General features: G+C 35.1%; 14 protein-coding genes. 13 read left to right on the plus strand and 1 reads right to left on the minus strand.

What is annotated here, in order from left to right; genetic code table 11:
• Positions 1–26: 26 nt before the first annotated feature.
• The 7 genes from EKL95_RS04475 to EKL95_RS04505 all read left to right on the plus strand — a co-directional run bounded on the left by EKL95_RS04475 (position 27) and on the right by EKL95_RS04505 (position 9,498).
• Positions 27–2,234, plus strand: coding sequence for a TonB-dependent receptor (locus tag EKL95_RS04475; protein WP_126553895.1), 2,208 nt, complete (start codon positions 27–29; stop codon positions 2,232–2,234).
• Positions 2,235–2,702: 468 nt separating this feature from the next.
• Entirely contained in the window at positions 2,703–4,805 is a 2,103-nt protein-coding gene (locus EKL95_RS04480) for a prolyl oligopeptidase family serine peptidase (RefSeq protein WP_233589379.1), read from the plus strand.
• A gap of 358 nt (positions 4,806–5,163) precedes the next feature.
• The gene (locus EKL95_RS04485) at positions 5,164–5,385 is read left to right on the plus strand and encodes a helix-turn-helix domain-containing protein (RefSeq protein ID WP_126563631.1); all 222 of its coding nucleotides are present in this window, start codon (positions 5,164–5,166) and stop codon (positions 5,383–5,385) included.
• Complete coding sequence (gene dcm, locus EKL95_RS04490) at positions 5,382–6,611, plus strand: DNA (cytosine-5-)-methyltransferase (protein ID WP_126563632.1); 1,230 nt, start codon at positions 5,382–5,384, stop codon at positions 6,609–6,611. The genes EKL95_RS04485 and dcm overlap by 4 nt, the downstream gene beginning before the upstream one ends.
• Position 6,612: 1 nt before the next feature.
• A complete protein-coding gene (locus tag EKL95_RS04495) occupies positions 6,613–7,914 on the plus strand; it encodes a restriction endonuclease PLD domain-containing protein (RefSeq protein WP_126563633.1) in 1,302 nt (433 codons plus the stop codon).
• Between the two features lie 255 nt (positions 7,915–8,169).
• Positions 8,170–8,484 carry an HPF/RaiA family ribosome-associated protein gene (locus EKL95_RS04500; RefSeq protein ID WP_126563634.1) on the plus strand — a complete coding sequence of 105 codons (315 nt, stop codon included), beginning with the start codon at positions 8,170–8,172 and terminating at the stop codon, positions 8,482–8,484.
• A gap of 189 nt (positions 8,485–8,673) precedes the next feature.
• Positions 8,674–9,498 (plus strand): Bro-N domain-containing protein, encoded by an 825-nt coding sequence (locus EKL95_RS04505; RefSeq protein WP_126563635.1) that lies wholly within the window; start codon positions 8,674–8,676, stop codon positions 9,496–9,498.
• Positions 9,499–9,690: 192 nt separating this feature from the next.
• Here EKL95_RS04505 and EKL95_RS04510 read toward each other — a convergent pair whose 3' ends face one another.
• On the minus strand, positions 9,691–11,268 hold the full coding sequence (locus EKL95_RS04510; RefSeq protein WP_126563636.1) for a murein L,D-transpeptidase: 1,578 nt from the start codon (positions 11,266–11,268) through the stop codon (positions 9,691–9,693).
• Between the two features lie 597 nt (positions 11,269–11,865).
• Between EKL95_RS04510 and EKL95_RS04515 the strand changes: the two genes are divergently transcribed.
• The 6 genes from EKL95_RS04515 (at position 11,866) to EKL95_RS04540 (ending at position 16,128) form a co-directional block, all read left to right on the plus strand.
• Positions 11,866–12,375, plus strand: a complete 510-nt coding sequence (locus tag EKL95_RS04515; protein WP_126562152.1) for a nuclear transport factor 2 family protein — start codon at positions 11,866–11,868, stop codon at positions 12,373–12,375.
• Positions 12,376–12,734: 359 nt separating this feature from the next.
• Positions 12,735–13,412, plus strand: a complete 678-nt coding sequence (trmB, locus tag EKL95_RS04520) for a tRNA (guanosine(46)-N7)-methyltransferase TrmB (RefSeq protein ID WP_126459008.1) — start codon at positions 12,735–12,737, stop codon at positions 13,410–13,412.
• Positions 13,413–13,457: 45 nt separating this feature from the next.
• Positions 13,458–14,093 carry a LysE family transporter gene (locus EKL95_RS04525; protein ID WP_126457519.1) on the plus strand — a complete coding sequence of 212 codons (636 nt, stop codon included), beginning with the start codon at positions 13,458–13,460 and terminating at the stop codon, positions 14,091–14,093.
• 49 nt (positions 14,094–14,142) lie between these two features.
• Positions 14,143–14,472 carry an MGMT family protein gene (locus tag EKL95_RS04530; RefSeq protein WP_126457518.1) on the plus strand — a complete coding sequence of 110 codons (330 nt, stop codon included), beginning with the start codon at positions 14,143–14,145 and terminating at the stop codon, positions 14,470–14,472.
• A gap of 190 nt (positions 14,473–14,662) precedes the next feature.
• Positions 14,663–15,817, plus strand: coding sequence for an Mrp/NBP35 family ATP-binding protein (locus EKL95_RS04535; protein ID WP_126563637.1), 1,155 nt, complete (start codon positions 14,663–14,665; stop codon positions 15,815–15,817).
• 71 nt (positions 15,818–15,888) lie between these two features.
• Positions 15,889–16,128: a NifU family protein gene (locus EKL95_RS04540; RefSeq protein ID WP_126454312.1), complete on the plus strand. Its 240-nt coding sequence runs from the start codon at positions 15,889–15,891 to the stop codon at positions 16,126–16,128.
• The last annotated feature ends 115 nt before the right edge of the window (positions 16,129–16,243 follow it).

The following is a 16,243-nucleotide window of genomic DNA, read 5'->3' on the forward strand; positions in this document are numbered from 1 at the left end:
GAGGAAAAACTATACAATCATTTTCAATGAAAAAATTTATCATAGCCCTGTTTTTAGGGTTTTCGGCGATGCTTCAAGCACAAAATACGCTATCGGGAACCGTAACCGATTTAAAAAACCAACCCATAAAAGGCGTTTCAGTATACGCATCAGAATTGCATAAAGGAACTACTACAGATGAGAACGGAAAATATACATTTTCTAATCTGCCAAATAGAAACTTAAAAATAAGCTTTACACTCATAGGATTTGCAACCCAAAACAAAACCATAAGCAGTCTTCAAAAAGAAAATATATTAGATATTATACTTGTGGAAGCAATTTTCGAGATGGATGAAGTAATCGTTTCAACCGCTTTCAATAAAATACAATCGCAAAACGTGATGAAAGTGGAGCACGAAAGCATCAAAAATTTACAACGAAAAGGAACTGCCACTTTAATTGAAGGATTGGCGACTATTCCCGGAGTTTCTCAGGTTTCTACCGGTACGTCTATTGGGAAACCGGTAATTCGTGGTTTGAGTGGCAATCGTGTTTTGGTATATTCACAAGGTGTTCGAATAGAAAACCAGCAGTTTGGTGACGAACACGGTTTGGGATTGAACGATTCTGGAATAGGAAGTGTTGAGGTGATTAAAGGACCGGCTTCTTTGTTGTACGGTTCTGATGCCTTGGGTGGTGTTTTGTATTTTAATCCCGAAAAATTTGCTGACGCGAATACTTTTAAAACAAACTTCAGTCAAAAATATTTCTCGAATACTGCTGGAAGCAGTTCTTCTTTAGGTTTAAAGACATCCACCGATAACTGGAAATTCATGGCTCGTGGAAGTTACAACACGCATGCTGATTATAAAATTTCAGGTGGCGATAGAGTAACGAATACCCGTTACAATGAAACCGATTTTAAAACAGGAATTGGTTATAGTAATGCCAAGTTTTCAAGTGTACTGCGTTACAATTACAATGAATTAGATTTGGGAATTCCGGAAAATGGTATTGCGGACCAAACGACTAGCAAGAAAACTGGATTTCCAAAACAAGGAATTTTTAATCATTTGTTGAGTTTAAACAATGTTTTCTTTTTCGAAAAATCAAAGTTGGATGTCGACTTAGGGTATATTGCCAATGATCGAAGCGAGTTTGAAGACAGCAATGTGGCGGTTTTACACATGAAACTAAAGACATTCAATTACAATGCAAAATACCATTTACCAAAAATGGGAAAAATAGAGACCATTGTTGGAATTCAGGGAATGCACCAAACCAATATAAATTCAGGGGAAGAATATTTAATTCCGGATGCGGTTACCAATGATTTTGGTATTTTTGGGACGGCTAATTATGAGTGGAATACGAATGTGTTGCAAGCCGGTTTGCGTTTCGATAATAGAAATATCATTACGGATGCACAAGGAATTACAGGCGAACAAGGTTCTTTTGAAGCCATTAATAAATCGTACGACAGTTTTAATGCATCGTTGGGTTACAAAACCGATCTGGTCGATGATTTGACGTTGCGTTTGAATGTAGCTTCAGGATTTAGAGCGCCAAACCTTGCCGAATTAACTTCTAATGGAGTTCATGAAGGGACGAATCGTTATGAAGTAGGAAATAGCGATTTAAAAACTGAGCAAAATGTGCAAACGGATTTAAATTTAGAATACAAAACGGATCATTTTGAGTTTTTTGTAAACGGATTTTACAATCACATCAACAATTATATCTACACTTCGCCAACAGGAGAAATGATTGCAGAGAATGCTATTTTTGATTATATTCAGAATAACGCCAAATTGTATGGAGGCGAAATCGGACTGCATTTTCATCCGCATCCATTGGATTGGTTGCATTTTGAAACGAGTTATGAAACGGTAACCGGCGAAAAACAAAACGGAGATTATTTGCCGTTAATCCCGGCTAACAATTGGAACAACACCATTAGAACCGAATTCAAAATCAAAAACTGGTTAGAAGATGGTTTTGCAACCTTAAATGTTTCCAGTACGTTCAATCAAAAAAATGTAAGCGGTTTTGAAACAGAATCAAATGGATATAACTTAGTGAATTTAGGTTTTGGCGGAACTGTAAAACTGGGTAAAACCGCTTTTGATGTCAACATCAACGGGAATAATTTATTTGATAAAAGATACATCGCACATCTTTCCCGTCTTAAAACAGATGGGATTCCAAACATAGGAAGAAACATCATTTTGGGTGTGAATTTTAATTTGTAAGCTCGACCCATTACATTTAATTAATTTTTTTCACCACATAAGGAACATAGATTTTTTTAGTTTTTAAAAGAAAATATAGCCATTTCACTTTCAGTAGCCAAGCTATGTGAAGAATAGAACTATTTTCTATGCTTTCTTTAACTGTTAGTCAGAAATCTAAGTAATAACCATGGTATAATGTCGTATTTTAAAATCAGGATAAAATCTGATTTAAAGCTGTTTTACTTAAAGTTAATTCTTTTGACTTTACGACTTTTAAACTTTCGACTTACTTATGTTTCTATGTGGTTGATTTTTTTTAACTTAATTAGTATTTTTAAACTTCAAAGAAATATTTTATAAAATCACCTTTCTCCAAACACTATTTTTTAGTTTTATTAAAGACTTTCACACCGTTACAAGACTAACTATTTTTCCTATTTTTGTAACAACCTAAAACAGAATCTAATGAAAAACACTTTTTTAATAATGGCTGTAACTTCTGCAATGGCGACTTTCGGCCAAAACCCAAATCCAAAACCGCTAACCTATCCCACTACAAGTAAAGGGGAAACCGTGGATGTGTATTTCGACACCAAACTTCCGGATCCATACCGCTGGCTCGAAGATGATAAATCAGCGGAAACCGGTGCCTGGGTAAAAGCCCAAAACGAAGTGACCTACGGGTATTTGGCACAAATTCCGTTTCGCGATGTCTTGAAATCAAGAATGGAAAAACTGTGGAATTACGAAAAAATAGGAGCGCCTTTCAAAGAAGGAAATTTCACGTATTACTATAAAAATAACGGCTTACAAAACCAATCAGTGTTGTACAGAAAAGACGCCAAAGGAACTGAAACCGTATTTTTGGATCCCAATACGTTTTCTAAAGACGGAACAACTTCGCTTGGCGGATTAGATTTCTCTAAAGACGGTTCTAAAGTAGCCTATTCTATTTCAGAGGGCGGAAGCGACTGGAGAAAAGTCATTATCATGGACGCCATTTCTCAAAAAATAATTGAAGATACTATTGTCGATGTAAAATTTAGCGGTGTGTCTTGGAGAGCAAATGAAGGATTTTACTATTCCAGTTATGACAAACCAAAAGGAAGCGAATTGTCTGCAAAAACTGACCAGCATAAACTGTATTTCCATAAATTAGGGACTGCACAAAAACAGGATCAAGTGATTTTTGGTGCCGACCAAAAGCGCCGTTATGTAGGCGGTGGAGTTACGGAAGATGACCATTATCTGGTAATCACAGCGTCTAATTCTACCTACGGAAACGAATTGTACATCAAAGATTTGACAAAGTCAAAGAGTCCTATTGTGACTATAGTGGATAATTTCAAGAGCGACAACAACATTATTGAAAACGAAGGCGGAAAATTATTCATAGAAACTGACTTAAATGCGCCCAACAAACGCATTGTTACCGTAGACGTAAAAAACCCGAAACCAGAAAACTGGAAAGATTTTATTGCAGAAACTGAGAATGTTTTATCTCCATCCACAGGTGGTGGATATTTCTTTGCTAATTATATGAAAGATGCCGTTTCGGTGGTGAAACAATATGATTATTCCGGAAAACTAGTTCGTGAAATTAAATTGCCAGGCGTAGGAACTGCAGGTGGTTTTGGCGGAAAGAAAAAAGAAAAAACGGTGTATTATTCCTTTACGAATTATATTACTCCGGGTTCTACTTTTTCATTCGAGCCAGCAACCGGAACTTCGGCAGTGTATGAAAAACCAAAAGTAGATTTCAACAGCGAGCAATACGAGTCCAAACAAGTGTTTTACACTTCCAAAGACGGAACCAAAATCCCGATGATTATCACCCACAAAAAAGGATTGAAACTCGACGGAACAAATCCAACAATGCTTTACGGTTACGGAGGATTTAACGTGAGTTTGACACCAAGTTTCAGTATTGCCAATGCCGTTTGGATGGAAAACGGAGGCGTTTATGCCGTGCCCAATTTACGTGGTGGTGGCGAGTACGGGAAAAAATGGCACGATGCGGGAACCAAAATGCAAAAGCAAAACGTATTTGATGATTTCATCGCAGCGGCTGAATATCTGATTGCTCAAAAATATACATCTTCACAATATCTTGCCATTCGTGGTGGGTCAAACGGAGGATTACTAGTGGGAGCTACCATGACGCAACGTCCTGATTTGATGCGAGTTGCATTACCAGCAGTGGGCGTGATGGACATGTTGCGCTACCACACCTTTACTGCAGGAGCAGGTTGGGCGTATGATTACGGAACGGCGCAGGACAGTAAGGAAATGTTCAGTTACATCAAAGGCTATTCTCCAGTACACAACATACAAAAAGGGATTCAATATCCAGCAACCATGGTCACTACAGGGGATCACGATGATAGAGTAGTGCCAGCACACAGTTTCAAGTTTGCAGCCGAATTACAAGAAAAACAAACCGGAACAAACCCCACACTAATCCGTATTGACATCAATGCAGGACACGGTGCCGGAAAATCCGTAGCGGCAACCATCCAGGAAAATGTAGATCTTCAGGCCTTCACGTTGTACAACATGGGAGTGGTGTTATTGCCAGAATTGGAATAATAACAATTGTGATACCGATTTTACCCTGAGCGATCCCGAAACTTCGGGAGAAGGGAGGAGCTTATTCCTGCTGTACACTGTATCTTTTCCTCCGCCGAAAGTGGCGGAAGGAAAAGGATGCCGTTCCCATCAGGGCTAGGGCATTCGATTCCTTAGATAATTGTCATTACGAGGAGTTGCGAGGCACGCGGAAAAGCAGTCACATCACAAATTATAAGAAGTTCAAAAAACGCTATTCGAAAGAGTAGCGTTTTTTTTGTTTTAGGAACTTATAAACAATACTAATAAGTGACTCTTATGCCGTTGCACCAAAAGCAACATTCGGATAGATTTGTTTCACTTCAATACAATAAAAATAATGAGTATCAATATTAAAATTGGTGACAGAATAAAAGAATTAAGAAAAGCTAAAGACTTGTCTCAAGAAGCTTTAGCGAATATTGCTGAAGTAGATCGGACATACATGACCAAAGTAGAAACAGGAAAAAGAAATGTAACAGTTAAGATTTTAGACAAAATAATTATTGCTCTAGGAACTGATTTTATGACATTCTTTAATGATAACAGATTTAAGAAATGAAAATTACTGAGAATATATCAATTGAAGAATTCGACAACAAAAAGTTTAAACTTCGCCTTGTTGAACCAGAAGATAATAGAAAAGCCGTAGTTACTCACTATCTTCATAATTATCGCAAAGGAATAAAAAAACATTATCAAAAGGAAGCCGAGAAATATATAAAAGAAATCGTACAATACAAAAATCAAGAGGAAGATTTAAATATTGTATCTGATATTGCTTTACAACAATTATTGTTCGAGGTTGAAACTGTGCCTTTTCCAACACCAGAAAAGTATAAATTTGAATTTATTGATCTTTTTGCGGGGATTGGAGGATTCAGAATTGCAATGCAAAATGCAGGTGGTAAATGTGTTTTTACCTCTGAATGGAATGCTGATTCACAGATTACATATAGAGCTAATTTTGGAGAAGTCCCTTTTGGTGATATCACAAAAGAGAGAACAAAAAATTATATACCCGATAATTTTGATGTTTTGTGTGCTGGTTTCCCATGCCAAGCTTTTTCAATAGCAGGAAATAGAAAAGGTTTTCAAGATACAAGAGGAACACTATTTTTTGATTTAGAAAAGATTATTGAGACTAAAAGACCAAAAGTAGTTTTCCTTGAAAATGTAAAAAATCTTGTTTCTCATGATAAAGGAAATACTTTCAAAATAATATTAGAAATTTTAGAAGAAAAACTTGGTTACAAAGCTTATACTAAAATATTAAACTCCGTGACACATGCAAATGTTCCGCAAAATAGAGAAAGAATTTTTATAGTAGCTTTTGATAAAGAACAAGTAGTGAATCATGGGGATTTTAAATTTCCTGAACCAATACCTTTAACTAATACAATTCATGATATTTTAGAAAAAGGGAAACAAGCAGATAATCTATATTATAAAAAAGACCATCAATATTATCCGGAACTTGAAAAGACTATGACTTCAAAAGATACTCTTTATCAATGGAGAAGAGTTTATGTTCGTGAAAACAAAAGTAATGTATGTCCAACTTTGACTGCTAATATGGGGACTGGAGGACACAATGTCCCTTTAATTTTAGATGATTTTGGAATTAGAAAATTAACTCCTAAAGAATGTTTTGGTTTTCAAGGTTATCCTATGGAACAATATATTTTACCAAAAATTGCAAATAGTAAGTTATATATGCAGGCAGGAAATTCAGTAACAACAACTTTGATTGAAAGAATAAGTATAGAAATTATTAAAATCATTTAAAATGAGTGTTTGGGAGCAATTTTCTAATGATCAAAAAGAGGAGTACATAAAATTTTTACAAGTTTATGGTGCTTTGTCAAATTTGTTTCGTCAAAAACAAGGCGATTTAATTCCATATCTTGATTCTAAATTTCAAGAAACAGTTTTTGCTAAAATTTTTAAGAGCCAAAATGTTGATATTTGCAACACTCCACACGATGTTTTATCAGTTTTTGGGGATGTTAGAATAGGTATTGGTTTGAAAACTTGGATGGGAAGTAAACCATCATTTCAGAAAGTGATGCAACTCAAAAGATACCAAAATGAAATAAATCTACATCGTAATAATTTACATTCTTTAGCTTATAAGATTTCAGAAATTAAGAATGAGAGAATGAAAAGCGATTATGAACGCTTAGGATTATCAGAGGATAAAAATATTTATCATTATGTAACCAGAGATAAAGGCGTCTTAACCATAAATGAATGCTCTTATCCATTGATTGACATTAATAACCTAAAGGACCTTAGTGCAACCCAATCAGCATTATCTTGGTCAGATGGAAATAAAGATTATCGGTACACTTTTGGAGATTCTCAGATACATCAAAAATTTGATTCTAATAAATATAATTCATTAGTTCTGAATAAGTTTGATGTAAAAATTATTGAAGATCCATTTGCGTTTTTATTAAAAGCATATTTCGATATCATTGAAAATTCAAAACCAATCGAAATTGATATCGTCGAAGTCTATTTACCATTATATTCATACCATTCAAAAGAGGTAGAAGAAAAATCTGGATTAAATTCGTGGAATGGAGCTTCTAAAAATAAAGGTAGTAACACCTTAAGGCCACTAAATGAAGTTTATATTCCTATTCCGAGAGAATTTCATAAAAAACATCCTGATTTTTTTATAAAAAACATATTTGATTTTGAGCAATTTAGAGAAAGTTATAAAGGTAGTAAAGAAAATAAGCCAGAAGTCCGCTTTTATTTACAACTCCCAAATGGGAAAAAAATACCTTCGTTAGTAACTCAAAGTAATATGAAGGGATTACAATCTGGGAGTAATGCAGAATATAATGAAAATGGAAAAAGATATGGACAATCTGCATTAGGACAGTGGCTTTTGGTGGATGTTTTAGGATTAAAAGAACGAGAACCTGTAACACGTGAATGGTTGCAAAAGAGAGGAACTGATTCTGTTCGTTTATGGCGAAAAAAAGGTGATTATTCAGTAATTAATATTGACTTTGCACCAGTTGGTTCTTTTGAAGCTTTCATGAATGATGAACCAATTTCTCAAGAGGAAGAATAGTTTTTGGATACTCTAAATTCAAAACAAGAAATTGAAAATTGGATAGAAAAACTAACTTCTAGGTTTGTAATGAAATTTGATTCAGAGTCTGAAACCGAGAATGACTTTATTTATGATTATTTAGAAAATGGATAATCCATTCCCTTCCTTAACTCCACAATTTCACTTTTTTCTTTTCACAATGTTTTATTAATTGGTTCGTTTTTTCATACTGCAATGGGTAAATTTGAAAGACAACATTAAATTAATAAAAACATGACAGTACAAATCAACACAGACAACAATGTAGAAGGACACGCACGTTTGAAAGCGTATATTACCGAGGAATTGGGAACGGCTTTGGTGCGTTTTGAAGATAAAATAACCCGTTTAGAAGTACACCTTGGTGACGAAAACAGCGATAAAGGTGGCGTGAACGACAAACGATGCTTGATTGAAGCCCGACCTATAAATATGCAACCTGTAGCGGTTACCAATCATGCCGATACTACCGAAAAAGCATTTCATGGTGCCTTAGACAAAATTAAAAAAGTGTTGGAAACAACTTTCGAAAAAAAGAAAACTCATTAAATAGTTGCCATTTGGCAAACAAAAAAAGGACACTGTCTCTATAGGATAGTGTCCTTTTTTTTGGTTGAGATTCTTTAGAATTTGGATAGTGGTTTTAATAATTTTAGCAGTAAATTAGTACTTTCAATATAATTCCGAAAAGCGTTGAAAAGTTGCAATTTGAGAAAATGAAATTTATAGAATAAAATAATGGAAAACATAAAATTATTTGAAAGCCAAAAAATCCGTTCATCTTGGGATAACGAACAAGAGAAGTGGTTTTTTTCGATTGTAGATATTATTGCCGCTTTAACAGATAGTAATAATCCACAAGTGTATTGGCGAGTTTTAAAAAAACGACTTTTGGCTGAAGGAAATGAAACCGTTACAAATTGTAACGGTTTGAAAATGGTAGCTCCTGATGGTAAGATGCGTTTAACAGATGTTGCGGATACGGAGCAATTATTCCGTTTGATCCAATCCATTCCTTCGCCTAAAGCTGAGCCTTTTAAACAATGGCTAGCTAAAATAGGCTACGAACGGATAGAAGAAAGTCAAGATCCTGAAAAGGCTATTGATCGTGCTATGGAAAATTATTTGAAATTAGGATACTCCACAGCCTGGATTAATCAGCGGTTGAAAAGCATCGAAGTTAGAAAAGAACTCACCGATGAATGGGAAAATAGAGGTGTTAAGAAAGGACAGCAATTTGCTTCACTTACCGATATAATTACCCAAGCTTGGAGCGGAAACACAGTAAAGCAGTACAAGAATTTAAAAGGCTTAAAAAAAGAAAATCTAAGAGATAATATGACCAATTTAGAATTGGTATTAAATATGTTAGCAGAAGCAACCACAACAGAAATTAGCAAAGAAAACAATCCTAAAACCTTTGCAGATAATAAAAAAATTGCCCGAAAAGGTGGTGAAATTGCCGGCGATACCAGAAAGCAAATAGAAGCACAAACGGGTAAAAAAATTGTTAGCTCACAAAATGCTAAAGTTTTAAAAGAGGAAATGAATAAATTAAAATAATAGTATAAACAATAAACAGGATAAAATACTAGTTCTAAGTTAGTCTCAAATTTAATTTTAAACGATTTTTTTAGTGTATTTCACTTTCGGTTTTTAAAAACATTTACCACAACTTCGCAAATTATTGATACAGATTCGACATGTTTAATTTGCGCATTTGCGGTTTTAATGATTATTTAAACAAAATAAATTTTACTTATCAAACAGTAAGTTTGCTAAAGCTTCGTCTCTTTTGTACACATCCTCATAGAAATGAACCACGCCGTCCGCATCTACCCAAGCGGTAAAATAACCGATGTATACCGGAATTTTATTTTTTAACGTGTACCAATATTCTTCTCCGCCGTTCATCGCAGTTTCTATTTTAGCAGGATTCCATTTTTTATCGTTCTTCATAATCATCGCAGCAAGTTCTTTTGGCTTGGCCACACGTATGCATCCGTGGCTGAACGCGCGGTCTTCTTTACCAAATAAACTTTTTGCCGGCGTATCGTGCAAATATATCGCATTCGAATTGGGAAATAAAAACTTGACTAATCCCAAGGAGTTCTCCGGTCCGGGTCTTTGTCTCACGTAATTGTCTTTCCATTCCATGTCGTGCTCGGCCAAGTAATTGGGATTGTTTTCAATGGCAGGAAGAATCTCTTTTTTGAGAATACTTGCCGGCACGTTCCAATACGGTCTGAATACAATGTATTGCATTGGCGCACTAAAAATTACGGTTTTATGCATGGCTTTTCCTACGACAACCTTGGAGCGTAATTCTGGTTTCCCATCTCTTAAAAAAGTCAGTTCATAGGCCGGAATATTCACCACGATTAATTCCTTGGATTTGGTAATATCATTCGAAATCCATCGGCAGCGTTCCATATTGACCATCACAGTTTTGATGCGGTCTGCAACAGATACATTCATGTAGTGGATGTGTTCCGGAAGTATCGTTTTGTTCAGGAGATTACCACTTCTCTTTTTGAATTTTAAAATTCCGGTGGCTAATTCGGCATCATACACGGCACTTTTTGAATCTCTGGAAAGATCATCCGTGACAAACAAACGTGTTCTGATTTGTGCAATGGCAGTGGCACTGTCTCCGGGTTTATAGGATTTTACACTTGGGTCTAATTCAGTGGTTTTCCATCCACCTTTAGTTTCTGTTTTGCGGTATTCCTGCAGTACAGCTTTAAGGAGGTAATACTGTTTCAATACGCCTTTTTCGTCTTTGTGAATTAACGATGGATTGATCAATAGTGAATCCAGATAATCGCCATACGATTGTTTTTTTCGAGGCAAAAACCACTCTAAATCCTTCGATTTTTGAGTATCGATCCCATCATATACTTTATCCGCATAAAAGAAGTATAACGCAGAACTCAACAACTCAGTATTGATACTTGCTTTTTGATTGTCTTCCGGATTGTCATAAATGTCATCTAGTTTTTCCTTGTACGGAATCGCAGTTTCAATTCCTTCCTGCGTCAGATTATTCACTTTGTTGTATAATAAACCTGCAAATTCATTGAGGCCATCCTTGTCAAACCAGATGTAATGAAACTGATGCTTGCGGTATAACTTTTCTACGTCTGTTTGGTAAGGCTGCAGTTTAGGATATTTTTCAAAAAACGTTTTGATTTGTGTACTGTCAAAAGCAACTGCAACGGTATTTAAACTCGTTTCCTTTTTAGTGTCATTTACATCTTTCTTTTTACAGGAAACGAGGGTAAATAGTAGTGCAAAAATAATAAGTAGTATGGAGGTGCTTAACTTTCTCATAATCTTAACTTTAAATCTTACATTTTACTGTCTAAACAATACAAAAATACGTCAAAACTAGATGTGTAATACCGCCTTGGGTTGGGCGGTTCTTTTTAGTTTGAAATCAGATTTGTAATTGAAGTGTCTAGATTAAAAATAAATTACATTCAATAATCTTTTAATCAATTGGTTACGGTATTTTGTTTCGTTTCTAAAACTAAATTTGAAATCAAATAGGATTATCAAAATCCAAAAATTATGAAAGGAATTAAGGAAATATTCTAAGTTTTTATTTCAAAAGGGTAAAGGTGCATTTTTGTGATATTTAGTCTAAATTATTTTTTAAAATTATTCCTTTGGGCTGTCCTTATTGAATCAACACAACCACTTTACAAAAAATAGAGCTATTGCTTTACGTATTTTGGACTTTGTGGTTTGGATTTCAAATGATTTTCAGTTGTTTGAATAATTAGTTTCGAGCGATTCATTGCTATATCGGATGTTTTTATGCTACCTTGTAATTCAAACAGAAAAGGACTACGAGGAGACAAGTAGCTGTTGATCGAAAAATAAAAATAAGATGGAATAAAAAACCATAAATAAATACCGAATGAAATGAAAAAACTACTAGCTTTTTTGATAGTAATAACCGTGTCTGGTTGTAAAAATGTGATGGTAAAACAAACCGATTCAAAAAATGAAATCAATGTTGTATTAAATACTTGGCATAAAGCTGCTGCAGATGCTAATTATAACGCATACTTCGGCTTGATGTCAGATGATGCAATTTTTATAGGTACTGATGCAACAGAGAATTGGAATAAAACAGCTTTTCAGGCCTATGCAAAACCACATTTCGATAAAGGAAAAGCATGGAGTTTTACAGCTTTAGAACGTCATATTCATTTTGACAAAACAGGTAAAATAGCTTGGTTTGATGAATTACTGAATACTCAAATGAAAATTTGTCGCGGCTCAGGCGTGTTAGTCAAAATAGGGCAAAAATGGAAAATAAAGCAATACGTTTTGTCTATGACAATCCCAAATGATAATTCAGGTGAAGTGATTAAAGTTAAAACTTTTATCGAAGATGCCATGATCAAAAAATTACAAGCAAAGCAATAAAATTTTTAGTTTTTGTTTTATTCTTAAGTAGCAAGAAAGATATATTGTCGCAATTATTAAAAAGAGTTTTTGCCACAGATTGTAAGGATTAAAAAGATTTTTAAAATTACATAACGAATTAATCTGTGCTAATCTGTGGCAAAGAAATTTAGTGCTTTATTAAAATATGACATTAAATTTGAGTCATTACTTAGTTTAAAATTTCTTCATAAAATGTACTGTTGTTTAAAAGCCATCTTTAATTAAATAATAGTTTAAAGGGTGCATTAAATGTTGTTTTTAAAACGTTTTTCATTTTTTGGTCCCTAGTTCGCTCCGTCTTATATATTTCCTTAATTTTGCCAAAATATACTAAAAAAGTGGGAAGCAAAAACAAATTAAAAAGATTCAAGGAAAACGAGACATTCAACAACGTTTTTCAACCAACGAGGGAAGAAGTAGTAGGTGATTTATTTCCGTTGAAAGGGAAATGGAATACAGAATTTTTCAAAAATGAAAATCCATTGGTGCTGGAACTAGGCTGTGGGAAAGGAGAATATTCAGTAGGTCTGGCAGAAAGGTATCCCAATAAAAACTTTATCGGAATTGATATCAAAGGCGCGCGTTTCTGGCGTGGTGCTAAAACTGCTGTGGATACCGGATTGCATAATGTGGCTTTCATTAGAACTCAGATCGAATTGATCAATCATATTTTTGATGAAAATGAAGTAGACGAAATCTGGATTACTTTCCCCGATCCCCAAATAAAATACAAACGGACCAAACACAGAATGACAAATTCCGAGTTTTTGCAATTGTATAAAAAAGTACTTAAAAAAGACGGTATTGTAAATCTTAAAACAGACAGTGAATTCATGCATGGATATACCTTAGGTTTGCTGCATGGCGAAGGGCACGAAGTTTTATATGCCAATCATAATGTGTATGTAAATGAAGGAAGTCCCGAGGAAGTAACTGCTTTTCAGACATTTTATGAAAAACAATATTTGGAAGTTAATAAAGCAATTACGTATATTCGATTTAAAATTAAAGAATAGTTTTATATTTGGGATTGTTTTTTTGAATACTGGTACCGTTTGCTTATGAATTTAATCACTTCCTTGTTTTTGGGTTTTGTTACTGCCTTTGTGGGGATTACTCCCCCGGGACTTCTAAATATGACAGCTGCTAAAGTAAATCTGAAAGAAGGGAAGAAAAGCGCTTTTTGGTTTGTTTTGGGAGCAGTAATCGTAATTTTTGTACAAGCCTATCTCGCTATTTTATTTGCACAATTTATCGAAGTGCGCCCGGATGTGATTGTTTTATTGCGAGAAGTAGGATTTGTCATCTTTACTGCGTTGACTATTTTTTTTTTGTTGGTTGCTAAAACCCCCAAAATTAAAAAAGGCAAAATAAAAAAGAAGAGTACTTCCACTCGTTTTTTCTTAGGAGTTTTGCTCTCCTCTCTTAACTTTTTCCCGATCCCTTATTATGTTTTTGCAAGCATTACTTTGGCTTCTTATAATTTGTTTCTGTTTGATTTTTCAAATGTTTTTGTTTTTGTGACAGGCGTAGTGTTGGGCTCTTTTTTGGGTTTTTATTTGTACATTACTTTTTTTCAAAAAATACAAGAGAAGTCGGATTATATTATGCGAAACATGAATACAATTATTGGTAGCATAACCGGGTTTATATCATTAGTTACTTTGATTAATATTGTCCGTTATTATATGGGGTAATTGGCTCACCGGGTCTCCCATAAAACCTTTTTTCACTAGATTTAAAATCATGTCAAACGATACTTTTTTTGAACGCGTGTATGACATCGTCAGGCAAATTCCATACGGTAAGGTTACTTCGTATGGCGCTATTGCAAAGGCCTTAGGAACGGCACGCTCTGCCAGAATGGTAGGCTGGGCAATGAATGCCTCCCATGGTCTGGAGGATGTTCCGGCACACCGTGTAGTCAACAGGAACGGTTTGCTTACGGGGAAATTACATTTTGACGGCACCAATCTGATGCAGCAATTATTGGAAAGCGAGGGAATAATCGTGACCAACAATCAAATTGTAGATTTAGAAAAATATTTTTGGCAACCGGAAGTCAGGACAGAATGATTTATAATAGTTCAGATTCCGGGGTTCTAATCTCAACAAATACTCAATAACGACCAGCAATCTGTGCATCAATAAATGCGATGCAAATCCTTTATAATAAGAACTTTTCATAGTATCTTTGTAATCTGAAATCAGTTTAAATAAAGATAATATTCTGGTGGTATAAGCCAATAGAAACAGTAAACTAAAAATGAAATTAGAAAGAAAAGAAATTCTTAAAGCCTTAGAAACAATTACTATAGCCGGAGAAGGGAAAAATATGGTTGAAAGCGGAGCAATTGCAAACGTAGTCACTTTTGGCGATGAAGTAGTGGTAGATCTAGTATTACATACCCCAGCAATGCACATCAAAAAACGTGCGGAAGACGACATCAGAAAAACAATTCTTGAATTAGTATCTCCGGAGGCTAAAATCAAAATTAATAGTAAAGTGGAAGTGCCGGACAAACCGGAAATCAAAGGGAAACAAATTCCAGGTATAAAAAATATTATCGGAGTAGCCTCTGGTAAAGGCGGTGTAGGTAAATCTACCGTTACTGCAAATCTTGCAGTATCATTAGCTAAAATGGGATTTTCAGTAGGGATTCTAGATGCGGATATTTATGGTCCGTCCATGCCTATTATGTTCGACGTAGAAAGTGAAAAGCCCATTTCTGTCATGGTAGACGGAAAATCAAAAATGAAGCCCGTAGAAAGTTATGAGGTAAAAATTCTTTCGATAGGATTTTTTACAGCACCAAGTCAAGCAGTAATATGGCGAGGACCCATGGCTTCTAAAGCCTTGAACCAAATGATATTTGATGCAGATTGGGGAGAATTAGATTTTATGTTAGTCGATTTGCCACCAGGAACAGGAGATATTCACCTTTCTATCGTGCAATCCTTGCCAATTACAGGAGTTGTCATCGTAAGTACTCCTCAGGCCGTAGCTTTGGCCGATGCCAAAAAAGGAGTTTCAATGTTCCTCTCAGAAGCTATAAATGTACCAGTTTTAGGAATTATAGAAAACATGGCGTATTTTACACCGGAAGACTCGAGCGAAAGCGAACAGGCGAAGCAATTGCCTGAAAACAAATACTATATCTTTGGAAAAGAAGGGGCCAGGAATCTTGCCGAAGACTTAGATGTTCCATTCCTTGGTGAAGTGCCCATCGTACAATCGATTCGGGAAGCAGGTGATTACGGTCGTCCTGCAGCCATGCAAACCGGTTCAGTTATCGAAACAGTTTTTGAGGAAATCACAAAAAATGTAGTGCAGGAAACCGTCAACAGAAATAAAAATTTACCTGCTACCGAAGCTGTGAAAATTACAACTATGGCAGGTTGTTCCGCAGTAAAAAAATAAAAAATTAGAACGCATGAAAATAATTTTCAATCGTTCAATTTTCTAATCTTTTGAATCTTTAAACAAAGACAATGACAACAGAACAATTAACCCTAGAAGTTCAAAAAGCGCTAGAAGAAATAAGACCTTTTTTGAATTCAGATGGTGGTGACATTACCCTTATTTCCATAGAGGACGGGAAACACGTAAAAGTGCGTCTCGAAGGAGCCTGTACCAGTTGCAGCGTAAATCAAATGACATTGCGTGCCGGAGTAGAAACAACCATCAAAAAGTTTGCACCACAAATAGAAACTGTTGTAAATATCCTATAAATTAACAGGGCGTGCCCCTTTTAAGAAAAAAAGCTACTTGTTTTAACGGGTATAGGCCTTTTTTCTTAAAACGGTCGGGCTATCCGCGCTACTTCGGTAGCTAGCTTCTATCCCT

The organism is Flavobacterium sp. LB2P53 (assembly GCF_003970305.1).
Lineage (GTDB): Bacteria > Bacteroidota > Bacteroidia > Flavobacteriales > Flavobacteriaceae > Flavobacterium.

What these genes read in the sequence shown, in the direction of transcription:
- EKL95_RS04505 (WP_126563635.1), top strand. Translation starts at nt 8,674, where the DNA reads ATGGAAAACATAAAATTATTTGAAAGCCAAAAAATCCGTTCATCTTGG.
- EKL95_RS04515 (WP_126562152.1), top strand. Translation starts at nt 11,866, where the DNA reads ATGAAAAAACTACTAGCTTTTTTGATAGTAATAACCGTGTCTGGTTGT.
- EKL95_RS04480 (WP_233589379.1), top strand. Translation starts at nt 2,703, where the DNA reads ATGGCTGTAACTTCTGCAATGGCGACTTTCGGCCAAAACCCAAATCCA.
- EKL95_RS04485 (WP_126563631.1), top strand. Translation starts at nt 5,164, where the DNA reads ATGAGTATCAATATTAAAATTGGTGACAGAATAAAAGAATTAAGAAAA.
- EKL95_RS04535 (WP_126563637.1), top strand. Translation starts at nt 14,663, where the DNA reads ATGAAATTAGAAAGAAAAGAAATTCTTAAAGCCTTAGAAACAATTACT.
- EKL95_RS04500 (WP_126563634.1), top strand. Translation starts at nt 8,170, where the DNA reads ATGACAGTACAAATCAACACAGACAACAATGTAGAAGGACACGCACGT.
- EKL95_RS04475 (WP_126553895.1), top strand. Translation starts at nt 27, where the DNA reads ATGAAAAAATTTATCATAGCCCTGTTTTTAGGGTTTTCGGCGATGCTT.
- EKL95_RS04525 (WP_126457519.1), top strand. Translation starts at nt 13,458, where the DNA reads ATGAATTTAATCACTTCCTTGTTTTTGGGTTTTGTTACTGCCTTTGTG.
- EKL95_RS04495 (WP_126563633.1), top strand. Translation starts at nt 6,613, where the DNA reads ATGAGTGTTTGGGAGCAATTTTCTAATGATCAAAAAGAGGAGTACATA.
- EKL95_RS04540 (WP_126454312.1), top strand. Translation starts at nt 15,889, where the DNA reads ATGACAACAGAACAATTAACCCTAGAAGTTCAAAAAGCGCTAGAAGAA.
- EKL95_RS04530 (WP_126457518.1), top strand. Translation starts at nt 14,143, where the DNA reads ATGTCAAACGATACTTTTTTTGAACGCGTGTATGACATCGTCAGGCAA.
- EKL95_RS04510 (WP_126563636.1), bottom strand. Translation starts at nt 11,268, where the DNA reads ATGAGAAAGTTAAGCACCTCCATACTACTTATTATTTTTGCACTACTA.
- dcm (WP_126563632.1), top strand. Translation starts at nt 5,382, where the DNA reads ATGAAAATTACTGAGAATATATCAATTGAAGAATTCGACAACAAAAAG.